At 61.6% G+C, this 15,702-nt stretch carries 20 protein-coding genes; 13 read left to right on the forward strand and 7 right to left on the reverse strand.

Features of this window, described 5'->3' with window-relative positions:
• Positions 1–25: 25 nt before the first annotated feature.
• The 4 genes from ACSQ3I_RS19700 to ACSQ3I_RS19715 all read left to right on the forward strand — a co-directional run bounded on the left by ACSQ3I_RS19700 (position 26) and on the right by ACSQ3I_RS19715 (position 2,713).
• Positions 26–877: a 23S rRNA (adenine(2030)-N(6))-methyltransferase RlmJ gene (locus ACSQ3I_RS19700; protein ID WP_436001690.1), complete on the forward strand. Its 852-nt coding sequence runs from the start codon at positions 26–28 to the stop codon at positions 875–877.
• Between the two features lie 92 nt (positions 878–969).
• On the forward strand, positions 970–1,368 hold the full coding sequence (locus ACSQ3I_RS19705) for a hypothetical protein (protein ID WP_436001691.1): 399 nt from the start codon (positions 970–972) through the stop codon (positions 1,366–1,368).
• Positions 1,368–2,096, forward strand: a complete 729-nt coding sequence (locus ACSQ3I_RS19710) for a ribonuclease T2 family protein (RefSeq protein WP_436001692.1) — start codon at positions 1,368–1,370, stop codon at positions 2,094–2,096. The genes ACSQ3I_RS19705 and ACSQ3I_RS19710 overlap by 1 nt, the downstream gene beginning before the upstream one ends.
• 17 nt (positions 2,097–2,113) lie before the next feature.
• A complete protein-coding gene (locus tag ACSQ3I_RS19715) occupies positions 2,114–2,713 on the forward strand; it encodes a glutathione S-transferase (protein WP_436001693.1) in 600 nt (199 codons plus the stop codon).
• Between the two features lie 23 nt (positions 2,714–2,736).
• Here ACSQ3I_RS19715 and ACSQ3I_RS19720 read toward each other — a convergent pair whose 3' ends face one another.
• Together ACSQ3I_RS19720 and ACSQ3I_RS19725 are read right to left on the reverse strand one after the other, a co-directional pair.
• On the reverse strand, positions 2,737–3,183 hold the full coding sequence (locus tag ACSQ3I_RS19720; protein WP_436001694.1) for a hypothetical protein: 447 nt from the start codon (positions 3,181–3,183) through the stop codon (positions 2,737–2,739).
• Positions 3,184–3,322: 139 nt separating this feature from the next.
• Positions 3,323–3,958: an outer membrane protein gene (locus ACSQ3I_RS19725; RefSeq protein WP_436001695.1), complete on the reverse strand. Its 636-nt coding sequence runs from the start codon at positions 3,956–3,958 to the stop codon at positions 3,323–3,325.
• Between the two features lie 359 nt (positions 3,959–4,317).
• Between ACSQ3I_RS19725 and ACSQ3I_RS19730 the strand changes: the two genes are divergently transcribed.
• The 5 genes from ACSQ3I_RS19730 (at position 4,318) to ACSQ3I_RS19750 (ending at position 8,609) form a co-directional block, all read left to right on the forward strand.
• Positions 4,318–5,085, forward strand: a complete 768-nt coding sequence (locus ACSQ3I_RS19730) for an SDR family oxidoreductase (RefSeq protein WP_436001696.1) — start codon at positions 4,318–4,320, stop codon at positions 5,083–5,085.
• Positions 5,082–7,118, forward strand: a complete 2,037-nt coding sequence (uvrC, locus tag ACSQ3I_RS19735; RefSeq protein ID WP_436001697.1) for an excinuclease ABC subunit UvrC — start codon at positions 5,082–5,084, stop codon at positions 7,116–7,118. Before ACSQ3I_RS19730 ends, uvrC begins: the two co-directional genes overlap by 4 nt.
• A gap of 106 nt (positions 7,119–7,224) precedes the next feature.
• Complete coding sequence (pgsA, locus tag ACSQ3I_RS19740; protein WP_436001698.1) at positions 7,225–7,812, forward strand: CDP-diacylglycerol--glycerol-3-phosphate 3-phosphatidyltransferase; 588 nt, start codon at positions 7,225–7,227, stop codon at positions 7,810–7,812.
• A 1-nt stretch (position 7,813) separates the two neighbouring features.
• Positions 7,814–8,068, forward strand: a complete 255-nt coding sequence (moaD, locus tag ACSQ3I_RS19745) for a molybdopterin converting factor subunit 1 (RefSeq protein WP_436001699.1) — start codon at positions 7,814–7,816, stop codon at positions 8,066–8,068.
• A 73-nt stretch (positions 8,069–8,141) separates the two neighbouring features.
• On the forward strand, positions 8,142–8,609 hold the full coding sequence (locus ACSQ3I_RS19750) for a molybdenum cofactor biosynthesis protein MoaE (protein ID WP_436001700.1): 468 nt from the start codon (positions 8,142–8,144) through the stop codon (positions 8,607–8,609).
• Positions 8,610–8,612: 3 nt separating this feature from the next.
• Here ACSQ3I_RS19750 and ACSQ3I_RS19755 read toward each other — a convergent pair whose 3' ends face one another.
• On the reverse strand, positions 8,613–9,506 hold the full coding sequence (locus ACSQ3I_RS19755) for a branched-chain amino acid ABC transporter permease (protein ID WP_436001701.1): 894 nt from the start codon (positions 9,504–9,506) through the stop codon (positions 8,613–8,615).
• Between the two features lie 68 nt (positions 9,507–9,574).
• On the opposite strand from ACSQ3I_RS19755, the gene ACSQ3I_RS19760 reads away from it, so the two are divergent.
• The gene (locus ACSQ3I_RS19760) at positions 9,575–10,126 is read left to right on the forward strand and encodes a CGNR zinc finger domain-containing protein (RefSeq protein WP_436001702.1); all 552 of its coding nucleotides are present in this window, start codon (positions 9,575–9,577) and stop codon (positions 10,124–10,126) included.
• On the forward strand, positions 10,123–10,632 hold the full coding sequence (locus ACSQ3I_RS19765) for a hypothetical protein (RefSeq protein WP_436001703.1): 510 nt from the start codon (positions 10,123–10,125) through the stop codon (positions 10,630–10,632). The genes ACSQ3I_RS19760 and ACSQ3I_RS19765 overlap by 4 nt, the downstream gene beginning before the upstream one ends.
• Positions 10,633–10,705: 73 nt before the next feature.
• Here the strand turns inward: ACSQ3I_RS19765 and ndk are convergent, their stop codons facing one another.
• Entirely contained in the window at positions 10,706–11,128 is a 423-nt protein-coding gene (gene ndk / locus ACSQ3I_RS19770) for a nucleoside-diphosphate kinase (protein WP_028736091.1), read from the reverse strand.
• 80 nt (positions 11,129–11,208) lie between these two features.
• Complete coding sequence (locus tag ACSQ3I_RS19775) at positions 11,209–11,898, reverse strand: glutathione S-transferase family protein (protein WP_436001704.1); 690 nt, start codon at positions 11,896–11,898, stop codon at positions 11,209–11,211.
• A gap of 135 nt (positions 11,899–12,033) precedes the next feature.
• Here ACSQ3I_RS19775 and ACSQ3I_RS19780 point away from each other — a divergent pair, with 135 nt between their 5' ends.
• Together ACSQ3I_RS19780 and ACSQ3I_RS19785 are read left to right on the forward strand one after the other, a co-directional pair.
• The gene (locus ACSQ3I_RS19780) at positions 12,034–12,543 is read left to right on the forward strand and encodes a DinB family protein (protein WP_436001705.1); all 510 of its coding nucleotides are present in this window, start codon (positions 12,034–12,036) and stop codon (positions 12,541–12,543) included.
• 139 nt (positions 12,544–12,682) lie between these two features.
• Entirely contained in the window at positions 12,683–13,717 is a 1,035-nt protein-coding gene (locus ACSQ3I_RS19785) for a diguanylate cyclase domain-containing protein (protein WP_436001706.1), read from the forward strand.
• Between the two features lie 74 nt (positions 13,718–13,791).
• Here the strand turns inward: ACSQ3I_RS19785 and ACSQ3I_RS19790 are convergent, their stop codons facing one another.
• On the reverse strand, positions 13,792–15,390 hold the full coding sequence (locus ACSQ3I_RS19790) for a methyl-accepting chemotaxis protein (RefSeq protein WP_436001707.1): 1,599 nt from the start codon (positions 15,388–15,390) through the stop codon (positions 13,792–13,794).
• On the reverse strand, positions 15,387–15,686 hold the full coding sequence (locus ACSQ3I_RS19795) for a hypothetical protein (protein ID WP_436001708.1): 300 nt from the start codon (positions 15,684–15,686) through the stop codon (positions 15,387–15,389). The genes ACSQ3I_RS19790 and ACSQ3I_RS19795 overlap by 4 nt, the downstream gene beginning before the upstream one ends.
• Between the last annotated feature and the right edge of the window lie 16 nt (positions 15,687–15,702).

Raw genomic sequence — 15,702 nt, forward strand, 5'->3', positions numbered from 1 at the left:
TTTCATCACCCTTGCAGGAACGTCCATGAACTACCGGCACATCTATCACGCGGGCAATTTTGCCGACGTCCTCAAGCATGCCGTCCTGGCGCGGCTGATCCGCTACGCGCAGCAGAAGGAAGGCGCTTTCCGGGTTCTCGATACCCATGCCGGCATCGGCCTCTATGACCTGACCTCGGAAGAAGCCCAGAAGACCGGCGAATGGCAGGAAGGCATCGGCCGCCTGATCGACGCCGAGCTGCCGGAAGCGGCGGCGGCGCTGCTCGAACCCTATCTTTCCGCCGTCCGTGAGCTCAATCCCGAAGGCGGCGTGCGGCGTTATCCCGGTTCGCCAAAACTTGCGCGCATGCTGTTCCGCCCGCAGGACCGGCTTTCGGCAATCGAGCTGCATCCGGAGGATTTTTCCGCCCTCAGCCGCGTGTTCGAGGGTGATTTCCAGGTGCGCGTTACCGAACTCGACGGCTGGCTGACGCTTGGCGCCCATCTGCCGCCGAAAGAAAAGCGTGGGATCATCCTCGTCGATCCGCCGTTCGAAAAGCCTGATGACTACGAGCAGCTGGTCGACGGCCTCGCCAAGGCCTACCGGCGTTTTTCCACCGGCACCTATTGCCTATGGTATCCGATGAAGAAGGGGGCGCCGATCGCCGATTTCCATGAGGCGCTGAAGGCGCTGGAGATCAAGAAGATGCTCTGCACCGAACTGACGGTCAAAAGCGACCGCGAAACCACCGGCCTAAACGGCTCCGGCCTGATCATCGTCAACCCGCCCTATACGCTGAAGGACGAGTTGCATACGCTGCTGCCGGTGCTGAAGGAAAAGCTCGGCCAGGACCGTTATGCCTCGCAGCGCGCCTTCTGGCTGCGCGGAGAGAATTGAGACAGGCTGCCAACGGCCAGGCAATGTCGCCCTCTTGACCGTCCGGCATCTTTGGCAACATTCTACTATCCTGTATCCAAGGAGTTTCCCTGATGAAATGCCGCCTGTTTTTCGCCGCCGCTGCGCTTCTCGCCGGGATCGCCGGTACAGCCCAGGCGGCCTCGACACCGCCTTGCACGGCCGGCGGCGTGGTCAACTCCGTGGTCAACCGGTTCGATCGCTATAGCCATCGCTATATCGGCTATCCGATGACGATCACCGCGGTCGAGGACATCCACGAGCGGCGCATCGAGCGGATGGAAAAGCAATACCCCGTCGAGCGGCGCTATTGCGGCGCCTCGGTGGTGACCAGCGACGGCGAGCGCCGCAAGCTGTGGTATCTCATCGAGCACAATTTCGGCTTTGCCGGCCTCGGCTCCTCGGTGGAATATTGCGTCAGCGGCCTTGACCGTTGGCATGTCTATGGCGCGGCCTGCAAGTCGCTGCGTTGATGCGCCGTTTTTCGGGCCTCGGCGCCCTGTTGATCTTCATGGCCGCCGCCGCATGGTTCGCCATCGGTGACGGCGGCAAGCAGGCGCCGCGAGACAATGACTGCTCGACCGGCGAGAATTGCCGGCCGACCTCGCGCGAAACCGTTCCGCCGGCGGCAAGCGGCTTCGATTTTTATATCCTGGCGCTGTCGTGGTCGCCGTCCTACTGCTCCAGCGACGAAGGCAGCGGCAATCGCCAGCAATGCGGCGCCGACAAGGATTTTGGCTTCGTCGTCCACGGCCTCTGGCCGCAGAACGAACGGGGCTATCTGGAATCCTGCGATAGCCGCCAACCGGAGCGCGTGCCGGACAGCCTAGGGCGCAGCCTGTTCGATATCATGCCGAGCATGGGGCTGATCGGTCACCAGTGGCGCAAGCACGGCACCTGCTCCGGCCTTTCGCAGGCCGATTATTTCAAGACGCTGCGCGCCGCCTGGAATCGCCTGTCCATCCCCGCCGACCTGCGCAAGCCGCAAGCCAGCAAACGCCTGTCCGGCGACGAGATCATCCGCAAGATGACGGCCGCCAATGCCGGTCTCGGCAAAGATGCGATTGCCCTGACCTGCAATGGCGGGCAACTCGACGAAATCCGCATCTGCTTCACCAGGGATCTGAAATTTCGCGACTGCGCCAATGCCGGTCGCCAGAGCTGCCGGAAAAACCCTCTCGTGCTACCGGCGGCACCGTAAACCCAGAAGGATCAGCCATGGAACTGTTCTATTCGCCTACCTCGCCCTATTCCGCAAAGGTGCGGCTGGCCGCCCGCTATCTCGAACTCGACATCACCGAAACCATTGTCGATACCAATGCCGATCCGGCCGAACTGATCGCCAACAATCCGCTTGGCAAGATACCGACGCTTGTGAGCGAAGACGGCCCGATCTTCGACAGCCGTGCCATCATGCAGTTTCTCAACCGCGTCACCGATGGCGAACTCTACCCGGAGAAGGATGCGAAACGGACGAAAGCGGAGGTGCTGGAAGCACTGTGCGACGGCATCAACGATTGTCTGCTCGCCATGGTCTACGAACGTCGGCAACGCCCGGCAGAGATCATCCATCAACCCTGGCTCGACCGGCAATGGGCAAAGGCCAAGCGCGGCCTCGACCATCTCGAAGCCAACCCGCCGAAAATCGGCAAGAATCTGCATGGCGGCCATTTCGCCCTGGCGGCGACGCTCGGTTATCTCGGCTTGAGATTTTCCGGCCAATGGGAAAGCGACCATCCGGCCCTCGTCGCCTGGGTGCAGGCCTTTGGCGAACGGTTTGTCGACTATGACGGCCTGTCCCCGAAGGCTGCGGCTTAAGCTGATATCACCGGCTGTAGCGGCTACTGTCGTTGCAGCCGGTAGACGACCAGATCCATCATGATCACCAGCGCGCCGTCTTCGGCCGTGTGGAAATCGAAGACGCCGGTGTCGCAGGCGAGTTGCAGCGTGCGCGACGGATCAGGCAGGCCAGCCGCGCTCGCGAACCGTTTGGCGTCCAGCTGCGCATTCGCGGCATATCCCTGGAAAAAGCCATCGGCCGGCATGTCGGCATAGTCATAGGTGGCGCCACCGCAGGCAAGCGGTCCCGGACCGTCGACGCGATCCTTGCCGAACGTCACCGTCTTGCCGAGGTAAATCGCATCTGCGGCCGGAGCAGGCTGCAAGACATCGCCTTCGAAGCGGTCGGCTTTCGAAAACAGCCATTCACCCGCCGGCGGTTCGGCGGCCGCTGCACTCCCGATCTGCAGGGCCAGCAAACCGGCAAACACCAGAACCTTACGCATCACCTGCATCATCCCCTCCCCGTTTTCCGGCGCACCATCCTTAAACGGCTGCCGGCGCCGTTGCATTCGAACCGAGAAGCAAAATTTAGGCAATAAAAAAGCCGGGACGGACCCGGCTTCTTTATCATGATGCGGAACGATATCAGAACTTGACGCCGATACCGACCTTGACGCTGTGCTCGTCGTAGCCACGCGAGACCGAACCGCTGTTCAGGTCGAAGTCCTTGTTCTGGAAATCGCTGTAACGGTATTCGGCGCGTGCCGTGATGTTGTTGGTCACGAAGGCTTCGACACCGCCGCCGACCGTGTAGCCAACAGCCGTGCGGCTGTCGGACGAGGTCGCATCGGATGCCTTGCTGTTCTGGGCAGCAACACCGGCCGTGCCGTAGACGAGGAACGGGTTCATGTCGTAGCCGACGCGGCCTCGAACCGAACCGTTGACGCCCTGGCGGCTCTGGATGCCGTTGCGGACGGCATCGTTGCCGGAGTAACCGACGTCACCTTCGACGCCGTAAACGATCTGGCCGTTCTGCATGTTGTAACCACCGTAAACGGCACCGCCGAGGGCGTGAGCGTTGCGGTCGCCACTGGCGAAGCGGCCAACATTGTACGAGCCCGAACCACCGATGTAGGCGCCAGACCAGTTGCCGGTCGGGGTGGCTTCCTCGACGGCGATCGGCGCTTCCGGGATCTGATCGATGGCATCGGCAGCGTGAACTGCGGAAACGCCCAGAACGACCAGCGAAGAGGTCATGAGGGTCTTGATAAGAGTACGCATACTTTTCTCCTTTCAACCCCGCACTGTGCCATTCTGTCCAAGGCGATTGCGCGGGTAATGCATAAAATGTCCCTGCCCGGTTCAGACTGGAAAATGATGTGCAATTGCGGAATTGAAAGAGCCAAATTGTGAAATAATCGTGGCAGAAGGACGTCTAAAATTGGATGTTGCTTCATAGCCACAGGTAATTTATTAACCTTAATCAAATGTTACAATGCCATCCCACAAATATAACTTACAATATTCAAAAATATACTTAAATAGAAAAAATCAACTCCGTGTGAAGCAAAGCTATTTATCGTCGCCGCCGGAAATCCTATATGGGTGAACACGAGTAGGTTCGACCATAAGGCAGCACGTTGAGACATCGGAAATTCAAAACCGCGCTGATTACCGGCGCGGCGCGAAGAATAGGCAAGGCAATCGCCGAAGATCTGGCAAATCAAGGGTTTGCCGTTGCCATTCATGCACACCGGTCAATGGACGAGGCCGCCTTGCTGGCGCAGGCGTTGCAGGACAAGGGCGCGGTTGCCACCGCTTTTCGGGCCGATCTGGAAAACGAAAATGAGACCGCCGCGCTGCTGCCGGCTGTCACGGAACGGCTAGGCCCGGTCGACCTCCTCATCAACAATGCCTCTCTCTTTCATGACGACAGTGCCGCCACATTCGATGCGCGTGCCTGGCGGTCGCATTTTGCCGTACATGTGCAGGCGCCGTCGATCCTGGCGGCCGATTTCGCCAGGCTCCTGCCCGATGACGCCGAAGGGTCGATCGTCAACATCATCGACCAGCGCGTCTGGGCGCTCAATCCGCGCTTCTACTCCTACACGCTGTCGAAATCCGCCCTCTGGACAGCGACGCAGACCATGGCGCAAAGTTTTGCACCAAGGATTCGCGCCAATGCCATCGGGCCGGGACCGACGGCGCAGGGTGCGCGCCAGACTTTGGACGATTTTCAGGCGCAGATCGACGGACTGATTCTGAAGGCGGGGCCGACCCTCGAAGAGTTCGGCCGGACGATCCGCTTTCTGTACGAAACACCCTCGATCACGGGACAGATGATTGCCCTCGACGGCGGCCAGCACCTTGCCTGGCAAACGCCCGACGTGGCGGAGATTGTGGAATGAACGGACAGAAGCTGCCGGAAGGCGGCGTTCTCTATGACGAAGCGGAAGACGACGAGGACGATATCGTCGAGGCGGGTGAAGCAGGCCCGGGCCTGACCGCGTCGGTCGACTGGAACGAGGGCTGGAAGAACGAGACCGGCCTGAAAGGCGCCGACCTCATCGCCGAATTCGTCAAGCATCTGCCGAACAAGCCCGGCGTCTACCGCATGTTCAACGAAGGCGGCGATGTGCTTTACGTCGGCAAGGCGCGCAGCCTGAAAAAGCGCGTCACCAATTATGCCCAGGGCCGCGTCCATTCCAACCGGATCGCCCGTATGGTGCGCGAGACGGCCAACATGGAGTTCGTCACGACCCGTACCGAGGTCGAGGCACTGCTGCTCGAAGCGAACCTGATCAAGCGCCTGCGGCCGCGCTTCAACGTGCTGTTGCGCGACGACAAGTCTTTTCCGTATATCCTGATTACCGGCGACCACCGGGCGCCGGCGATCTTCAAGCATCGCGGCGCCCGCTCACGCAAGGGCGATTATTTCGGCCCCTTCGCCTCGGCCAGCGCCGTCGGGCGAACGATCAATTCGCTGCAGCGCGCCTTCCTGATCCGCACCTGCACCGACAGTGTTTTCGAGACGCGCACCCGCCCCTGCCTGCTTTACCAGATCAAGCGCTGTTCCGGCCCCTGCACGCATGAGGTCAGCGATGCGGGGTATGGGGAGCTTGTTCAGGAGGCCAAGGATTTCCTCTCAGGCAAGAGCCAGAACGTCAAGGAAGGCATTGCCACGGCGATGGCGGCTGCGTCCGAAGACCTCGATTTCGAACGGGCCGCCGTCTACCGCGACCGCCTGGCGGCGCTCAGCCACGTGCAGAGCCACCAGGGCATCAATCCGGCCAGTGTCGAAGAGGCAGATGTCTTCGCCATCCATCACGAGGGCGGAACGTCCTGCATCCAGGTGTTCTTCTTCCGCACCGGGCAGAACTGGGGCAATCGTGCCTATTTCCCCAAGGCCGACCCGTCGCTATCGAGCGCAGAAGTGCTCAGCGCCTTCCTGGCGCAGTTTTACGACGACAAGCCGATCCCGCGGCAGATCCTGCTTTCCGAAACGGTGGAAGAACTCGACCTGCTGACGGCAGCCTTCAGCGAAAAAGCGAGCTACAAGGTGCAGATCCTCGTGCCGCAGCGCGGCGACAAGAAGGACGTCGTCGACCACGTGCTTGCCAATGCCCGCGAGGCGCATGGCCGCAAGCTGGCCGAAACCTCGTCGCAGGCGCGGTTGTTGCAGGGTTTTGCCGAGACCTTCAAGCTCACCACCGTGCCGCGCCGCATCGAGGTCTACGACAACTCGCACATCATGGGCACCAATGCGGTCGGCGGCATGATCGTCGCCGGGCCGGAAGGTTTCGTCAAAAACCAGTACCGAAAATTCAACATCAAATCGACCGACATCACCCCCGGCGACGATTTCGGCATGATGCGCGAGGTGATGACCCGCCGCTTCAGCCGGCTGATCAAGGAGGAAGGCATTCCCGACCGCTCGGCGCCGCCGGCTGCGGACGATCCCGCCGACGCCGCCTTCCCGGCCTGGCCCGACGTCATCCTCATCGACGGCGGCCAGGGGCAGATGACCGCCGTGCGCGCTATCCTCGACGAACTCGGCATCCGTGAGTCGGTGACGGCCATCGGTGTCGCCAAGGGTGTCGACCGCGACGCCGGGCGCGAGCGATTCTTCGCCGATGGTCGCAGCGATTTTTCGATGCCGCCGCGCGACCCTGTCCTCTACTTCATTCAGCGGCTGCGCGACGAAGCGCACCGCTTCGCCATCGGATCGCACCGGGCACGCCGCAAGAAGGAGATGGTCAAGAACCCGCTGGACGAGATTTCCGGCATAGGTCCGACTCGAAAACGAGCGTTGCTGCAGCACTTCGGCACGGCAAAAGCGGTGTCGCGGGCGGCTGTCGCCGACCTGATGGCGGTAGAAGGGATTTCCGAAGCGGTGGCGCGACTGGTCTACGATCACTTCCACGATGGCGCCGCCAAGTGAGATCGCCCTAAAAACCGCATAAACACCGTGAATTCAGGGAAAGACCCGTTGACGCTCCCCGGAGAAGACCGTCATCTACAGGCACGAATTCCAAAGGCAGGATAGAATGGCTTCCCGCGCATATAGCATACCGAATATTCTCACCTACGGCCGCATCCTCTGCGTGCCGCTGATCGTGCTCTGCTTCTTCATCGAAGGCCGGCTGCAAAGCTCTGACTTCGCCCGCTGGGCGGCTTTGTGGATCTTCGTCATCGCCTCGATCAGCGATTTCTTCGACGGTTATCTCGCCCGTATCTGGAACCAGACCTCCAACATCGGTCGAATGCTCGATCCGATCGCCGACAAGCTGCTGATCGCTTCGATCCTGCTGCTCGTCGCTGCCGACGGCACGATTGCCGGCTGGTCGCTCTGGGCGGCGATCATCATCCTCTGCCGCGAGATCCTGGTGTCTGGCCTGCGCGAATATCTTGCCGAACTCAAGGTCAGCGTACCGGTGACGCGTATCGCCAAGTGGAAGACCACGGTGCAGATGGTCGCCATTGCCTTCCTGCTGGCCGGCCCGGCCGGCGACACCGTCCTGCCCTATACGACACAGATCGGCATCGTCCTGCTGTGGGTTGCGGCGGTCCTGACGATGTACACCGGCTATGACTATTTCCGCGCCGGCCTCAAGCACATCGTCAACGAGGAATGAGATGACGAAGCTCGTCTATTTCGCCTGGGTGCGCGAGCGGATCGGCAAGGCCGAGGAGGAGTTGTCCCTGCCGGCCGAGGTGGTGACGGTCGACGATCTCCTGAGTCATCTCAAGGGCCTGAGCGAGGAATATGAAGCAGCGCTGCAGTTCCCCGACGTCATTCGTGTGGCGATCGACCAGGAACATGTCGAGCATGACGAGCCAATTGCCGGCGCCCGGGAAATCGGCCTGTTCCCGCCGATGACGGGTGGGTAAGCACGTGGCCGGCGTGGCCGACCAACGTCCTGAGCCCGCACAAAGCCGGGCATCGGTTCGCAGGAGTGACGACATGACGACCATTTCCCCCACTGTCCGCGTCCAGCATCAAGATTTCGACCAGCAGACCGAAATCGAGCTGATGACGGAAGGTCGGCATGACATCGGTGCCGTCGTCACCTTCACCGGCCTCTGCCGCGGCGAAAACGGCCGGCTGGAAGCGCTGGAGCTGGAACACTATCCCGGCATGGCGGAGGCGGAGATCACCCGCATCGCAACGCTTGCCATCGAACGCTTTTCGCTGCTCGGCCTGACGGCCATCCATCGCTATGGCACCATCGCCACCGGCGAGAACATCGTGCTGGTCATTGCCGCCTCGCCGCATCGCCAGGCCGCGTTCGACGGCGCCAATTTCGTCATGGACTATCTCAAGACCTCGGCCCCCTTCTGGAAGAAGGAGCATGAGCGCGACGGTAAGGCCGGCGACTGGATCTCGGCCAAGGATGCCGACGACCATGCCAGAGACAAGTGGCAGGGCTGAGCGTCAGGGAATGACCTTTTCGCGACGACTGACGACGAGCACGAAAACCAGCAGCGAAAAGACGAACAGGTCACGCCAGACGATGGGCGCAAAAGCGCTCCAGATCGTCTCGACCAGCCCGAGCAGGGCCGCGCCGCCGGCCGATCGCAGCGGGTCGGTGTAGCCGCCGATCGAGGCGACCATCAGCACCTTGAGGCCGAACATCAGGCCGGAGCCGAAATCCATGTTGCCGTAATAGGATGTGGCGAGGATACCGCTGACGGCAGCGATCATCGCCGCAACCCAGTAGGACAGCAGGAACACCCTGACGGCATTGATGCCGCAGAGTTCGGCTGCCTTGGGATCGTCCGTCACCGCCCGCCAGATACGGCCGACGAAACTGAACCGCAGCAACGCCGCACCGGATGCGATGATCAGAAGCATTGCCGCACAATTCAGCAACTGGATCACTGTCAAGGTCACCGGATAGGCGCCATCGCTGACGAAGACGACGGGCCGGTTGAGGAAAGGCGGCAGCCACAGGCTGCGCGTTTCCGAAGCCAGACGGGCAGTCTCCATCAGGAAGATCAGGACGCCAAGTCCGGCGACGATGACCGTGTTCGGCGACCGGCGCACGACCTGCGCCATGACGTTTCGACCGACGATAAAAGCCACGCCACCGCTGAAGGCCAGCGAACAGGCAGCACCGAGCGCCAGCGCCGCCGGCAGCACGAGCCACAGCCGGTTCCAGCCGATATCGGCAAACAGCACGTAGATCTGCCCGGCAAAAGCAAACAAGGCGCCATAGGTCAGATCGGCGCGCTTGGTGACGCCGAAAGCGATGGCATAACCGAAGGCGAGCGCCGCATAGAGCGCGGCGAGCGGTATCGCATTGGCAAGCTGCTGCAGCAGATACATGGCGAAGGCTCCCGGTTCCCTATGAAAGAATAACTGGTAAAACTGATTTTGCCAGTTATAATTTTGCCATGACCTTTGCCTGGACCCCGCATCGTTTCGCCGGTGGTGCATTGGCGCTGGATGTCGCCAACAGCGTCGTCCTGCGCTTTGACCCGGCGCGCCGTATCGATCGCTTCGCCGTGGCCGAACAGATCGACGATTTTCCGCGCGCAGCCAGTGCGTTTTGTGCCGAACGGGCACTGTTCGGGCCGTTGAAGCCGGTGCGGAAGCAGGATCGCCCCGCGTTCATCTCCTTGCGTGAAGCCATAGACGGGCATTTTCGACGCAGGGTTCAAGGTGAGGACGCGCGTCTGGAGCTTGCAGACTTGTTGGAGAATGCCGCCACCATCCTGCGGCAGGCGCCGTCGGCAGACGATCTCGGTCTGGCGACGGCGCATTCGGCGCTTCGGCTCATCGCCGGTCCCGAGACGGAGCGGATGAAGATCTGCCCAAACTGCTGCTGGCTGTTCCTCGACCGCAGCAAAAACAGAAGCCGGGCCTGGTGCGACATGGCGGTCTGCGGCAACCGTGCCAAGGCCAGCCGCCATTATCACCGCAAGAGGCAGGAGATTGCGACATGACATTGAAATTTCTAAGATATTCCGGCCTCGTCGCGCTTACCTTGCTGGCCGCGTGCCAGCGGGATTCCGGGGACGGGCTGACGGAGATTTCCGGCAAGCTTTTCGTCTTTAATTACCGCGTGGCGACAGCCACCTACGTCATCACCCTGCAGCGCAAGGCGCCGCTGCCGGAAAACGGCGTGGTCGAGGCGGAATATGAAAATCCGCGCGGCGGCGCGCCGCTGACCACACGCTCGAAAATCTATCCGTTCTGGGAAAAGATCGTGCTCGAGAGCCCACCGCTGCACTGTATCGTCAAGGACAGGCGTTACGCGGTGAAGATCCGCATTCTCGACAGCGACAGCAAGCTGCTGCAATCGCTGGAGACCACCGTCGTTTCCAACCTCGACCAGACCATCCTGCCGGCAAAACCGCTGGTGATCGGCCCGGTCTACACGAAAAATCCGGAGGTCTACAAGGCGGATGGAACAGCCGACTATTCGCCCGACGCCGGATGTCCGGCATGAAAAAACCGGGACGTTGCCGCCCCGGTTTTTCGATTCCGATCAGGAGGTTCCGCGCATCGGCGCAGAAGCTGGATCAGCCGACGATTTCGGTGTCGGAGAACCAGTACTTGATTTCCTGGGCAGCGGTTTCCGGAGCATCCGAGCCGTGAACGGAGTTTTCGCCGATCGACAGAGCGTGCGTCTTGCGGATGGTGCCTTCGTCGGCGTTGGCCGGGTTGGTGGCGCCCATGATTTCGCGGTTCTTGAGGATGGCGTTTTCGCCTTCGAGAACCTGAACGATGGTCGGGCCGGAGGTCATGCCTTCGACGAGTTCGCCGAAGAACGGACGCTCCTTGTGAACGGCGTAGAAGCCTTCGGCTTCGCGCTTGCTCATCCAGACGCGCTTGGAAGCAACGACGCGCAGGCCGGCGTCTTCAAGCATCTTGGTGATGGCACCGGTCAGGTTGCGCTTCGTCGCGTCCGGCTTGATCATCGAAAACGTGCGTTCAATCGCCATGTCTCATATCCTCTTCTTGTAGGGAAAGTGGGCGGTGTTTACCCGCCCGAACGCCCGAAAACAAGAGGCCGGCGGCAATTTCACGCCGGTGTCACAGTCCGCCCGCGCGCATTGAACAGATCCAGGCACCGGTCGAACCAATGACCGACCGGGTCCTCATCGGCAAACAATGTCAGGCCGGCGGTGATCCGTCCCCACTGGAATGCGCCAAAGACGATGTAATCGGCGAAAAGCGGCGTCTCGCCCCCGAAATACGGCTGGAACTTCAGCATGTGCCGCAGCGGCTCCAGCTTGGCGGGAAAGGCAGCCTTCTCCGCTTCGGCCTCGGCGGCCACCTCCTCCAACGTCTTGCCGAAACGCGCTTCGCGGCTGGCGCGGAAATAGGCCTGGTCCTTGTCGGCCAGCATGCCGTGGATGGACAGCAGCGCCATCTTGGTGATGGCCGGATGCAGCAACGTCTGGGAGAAACCCTCGACGAAACGCGACAGCGCCTTCCCGCCCTCGCCGCCGAACAGCGACGGCCGGTCCGGATAGGCTTCATCGAGGTACAGCGCGATATCAAAACTGTCGCGCACCAGGAGATCACCGTCACGCAGCACCGGCACCGTTTTCGAGAAGCCGTTTTCGACCGTGGGTATGGCGGTGAAGGGGCCGGGCATTTCAGAAAACTCCAGGCCCTTGTGATCGAGCGCCATCACCACCTTCCAGCAATGCGGCGAAAACGGCCGCTCTACATCGGCACCACACAGGGAATAGAGGATTCTGCTCATCGACGGCTCCTTTGTCTCGAAAACTGAGGCATAGGAAAACAATCGTGACCAAGAATCAAATCACGAAAATTCATCGCAGCGATCATCCTTCGTGACGGGTTTTGGCGATAGCATGCGAGAAACCGGGAGAGAGCCATGCTCAAGCATTTTGGAATGTTTGCCGACTACAATCGCTGGGCCAACGAACAGCTTTACGCCGCGGCCGCAAACCTTGGCGATGCAGACTATCGCAAGGATATGGGCGCCTTCTTCGGATCGCTGCACGCAACGCTCAACCATCTGCTTTCCGCCGATCGCATCTGGATGAAGCGCTTCACCGGAACCGGAACGGCACCGACAACCCTGAATGCCATCCTCCACGACGACCTGCCGGCGCTGACGGAGGCGCGACGGGCGGAAGACCACAGGATCATCGCTTGGATCGCCGGCCTCGAGGCAGACGCCCTTTCCGGCACCTTCACCTACACACCGATCACCGCTCCCACCGAAATCACCCAGCCGCTCGCCCCGGCTTTGGCACACGTCTTCAACCACCAGACCCACCATCGGGGGCAGTGCCACACGATCCTCACGGCGCTGGGCCAGCCGAGCCTCGGGCTGGACCTCGCCTATTTCCTGCGTGGCGAAGGGGCGAAGTGGGTGTGAGGCAGGCAAGCCGTCATTAACCGCGTTGGCGGAGAAAAGTTTTAGCCCAACGGCATATTCAGCCGATCTTAACACCGGCGGCGCATAGCGGAGGTTGTGGGCCGCACGAAAACAAGACGGCCGGGATGGCGGGGCCGATATGAAGAACGCTCTGGTGGCAATATCGAAAGACGGCGGTGCAACCGTATCCGCCGATGCGCAAAAAATCATGCAGGTCATGGCGCGGCGCGGCATCGCCGCCCTGCCCCGCAACTACGAACTTGTCTTCGAAGCGCTCTCCGGGCGCAATCCGGAACTCTCGGCGGATTTTGCCGCCCTGGGCGACCAGCCGCGCCAGGCGGAACTGGACGAGATGGGCTTCTATCACCGCCTGGTCGGCCATTGCGGCGTCGCCGCCGTCAAGGCGCAGACGGAAACCGGCGCACTGCTGCGCGGCCTCAAAGAGCAGCTTGCCACGGGCCTGTCGCACAAGCGCACGTTCCTGCGCGCCCTGGAACTGACCTCCCGCTCGCTGCGCGAAGACGATACCGACATCGCGGAAACGCTGGCGTCGCTCGATTATCTCACTGCAGCCATGACCGAATTCGTCACCGTCGAAACGGCACTCGGCAAGACGCTCGGCGATGGCGCAGCCGCCCTCGACAAACTCACCAGGGGTCTCGGCGCCGTCGAAAAGACGATGCTGATCGACAAGCTGACGCAACTGCCCAACCGCATCGCCTTTCGAAAGCGGCTCGATTCGCTTTACGCTGAGGGAAGCACACCCGAACGCACGGCGGTCATCCTCGCCGATATCGACCATTTCGGCCTCGTCAATGCCAAATTCGGCCATCAGGCGGGCAACCGGCTGCTGAAGCGCCTCGCCTCGATTTTCCGCAAATCGGTGAAGAAGAACGACTTCGTCGCCCGCATCGGCGGCGACGATTTCGCGTTCGTGTTCAGCGACGTCGACCAGAACGACATGAAGGCGATCAGCGAGCGGCTTCGCGGCACGATCGAGGAGAACCTCGTTTTCGCCACGTCCGATGCCGGCGCCGATGCCACGCTGACGGTTTCGATCGGCGTCGCCCTCTCCGCCTCGGCGCCTTCGGCAGCACAGCTCCAGGTCAATGCCGAGGCTGCCCTCGCTGCAGCAAAGAACAACGCCCGGCATCCGATCCGTTTCGCCGTCTGAAACGACACCTGCCCCTCCAAACGAAAAAAGCCGCGGCTCAACCGCGGCTTTTCTGTTCATGCCTGCTTTTTGGGTCAGGCCGCGTAGCGATGCCGCGCCTGACGTGCACCCTTTGCGGCGGTGCGGAACCGCGACAGCAGATCCTCCAGGGTGGTCGCCTCATTGGCCAGCGCCACCGTCGCGGCGGAGGATTCCTCCACCATCGCGGCATTGCGCTGGGTGTTGTTGTCGATACTGGAGATCGCCGCATTGATCTCCGAAAGGCCGGCCGCCTGCTCGCGCGCACCGGAAACGATGGTGGCGACGTGGACGTTCATCTCGGCGACCTGGCCGGCGATGGCGCGCAGGGCTTCCCCGGCCTCGCCAACCAGCGTGACGCCGCTGTTGACGTGTTCACCCGAGGCGTTGATCAGCTGCTTGATTTCCTTGGCGGCGGTTGCCGACCGCTGGGCCAGTTCGCGCACTTCCTGGGCAACGACGGCGAAACCCTTGCCGGCTTCGCCAGCACGCGCCGCTTCGACGCCGGCGTTGAGCGCCAGCAGGTTGGTCTGGAAGGCGATCTCGTCGATGACGCCGATGATGTTGCTGATCTCGCGCGAGGAGGTCTCGATCCGACCCATGGCATCGACGGCCGTCGTGACGATCTGGCCCGACCGTTCGGCACTGCTGCTGGTGTTTGCCACCAGCTTGCCGACTGTGTCGGCGACGGCACTGGTGCGTCGCACCGCCTCGGTCACCTGCGTCAAGGAGCTCAGGGTTTCCTCGATGGAGGCCGCCTGGCGCTCGGTGCGGGCGGAAAGATCCTGCGTGGCTTCGCTGATCTGGCTTGCGCCGTTGCGCACGCTGTTGGTGATCGAGCTGACCTGGCCGATGGCTGCTTCGAGATTTTCGACCGACAGGTTGAAGGAACTGCGCAGGCCATCGAGATCGCCCTTGAAGTTCTCGGAAATGCGACAGGCGAGATCGCCGCGCGAAAGATCCGACAGGGCTGCCTTGAGTTTTTCGACGGCAAATTCCAGCGCTGCCGCTTCCGTCTGGCGCTCGTGTTCGTGCTGGCGGCGCTGCTCTTCGGCCTGCCGGTCGGCGGCGCGTGCCCGCTCCGACATTTCCTTCTCGTTGTGCTGAGCCTCCTGGGCCAGGGTGATCGCCTCCTCAGCCGAGAAGAACGACAGGCTGACGGCGCGCACCAGCGTGATCAGGACCGCCGTCTGCAGGACCAGAACGACAGCATGGAGAACGACGCGGCTGAAATCGGACTCGCCGGGGAAAACGGCCAGCGGTGCGGCGACGAACAGCAGCAGGTGATGCACGGCCACCAACGCCGAATAGGCAATCAGCGCGCGCCAGTCTATCCAGGCGGCACAGATCGCCAGCGAGGCGAAGAAGTACATGTGGATGTCGATCTGCAGCGGCGATCCGGAAAACGTATAGACGAGGATCGCGACGGTTGCGGCATGCGCCATCGACGTCACGACGCGCGTCGTCGGACCGGTGCGATCCGTGACCCAGCCGACGCTGACGGCAACCGCAACGACGACGGCGGCCAATACCGGAAGGATCTCAAAACCTTCATCGCGAAAGACGGTGTGGGCAATGATGAGCAACACATTGATCCAGACAAGCCCGAAGATAGCCGGAGCAATCTTCTCGCGGAGTCGATTCAAGGCATTCATTTGATATCCCTCTGTAGGCAGCCGACGGCCAAACTGTGGTTGAGCACCAGAAGTGCTCCGGATTGCATGAGACGCATCGGAAAATCCTTTGCGTCGGAATAGGCGATCGCCATCCATGGACGCCGGCCGGGGCCGACGAAGGCCCCTCCGGCATCTCCGATGACCGACAGCATGTGAGCGGCCGGGGCGGAAGGATCCGTGACGACGAGCACAAAACGTCCGTTGGGCAGCGCCCAGACTGCGATCAGCAGCGCCAGAAACAGACAGAAATGGGCCGCGACAACGACACGGTTCATTGGATTGATCACCCGA

It is taken from the genome of Rhizobium sp. LjRoot30 (assembly GCF_964253915.1).
In the GTDB taxonomy this organism is placed as follows: Bacteria; Pseudomonadota; Alphaproteobacteria; order Rhizobiales; family Rhizobiaceae; genus Metarhizobium.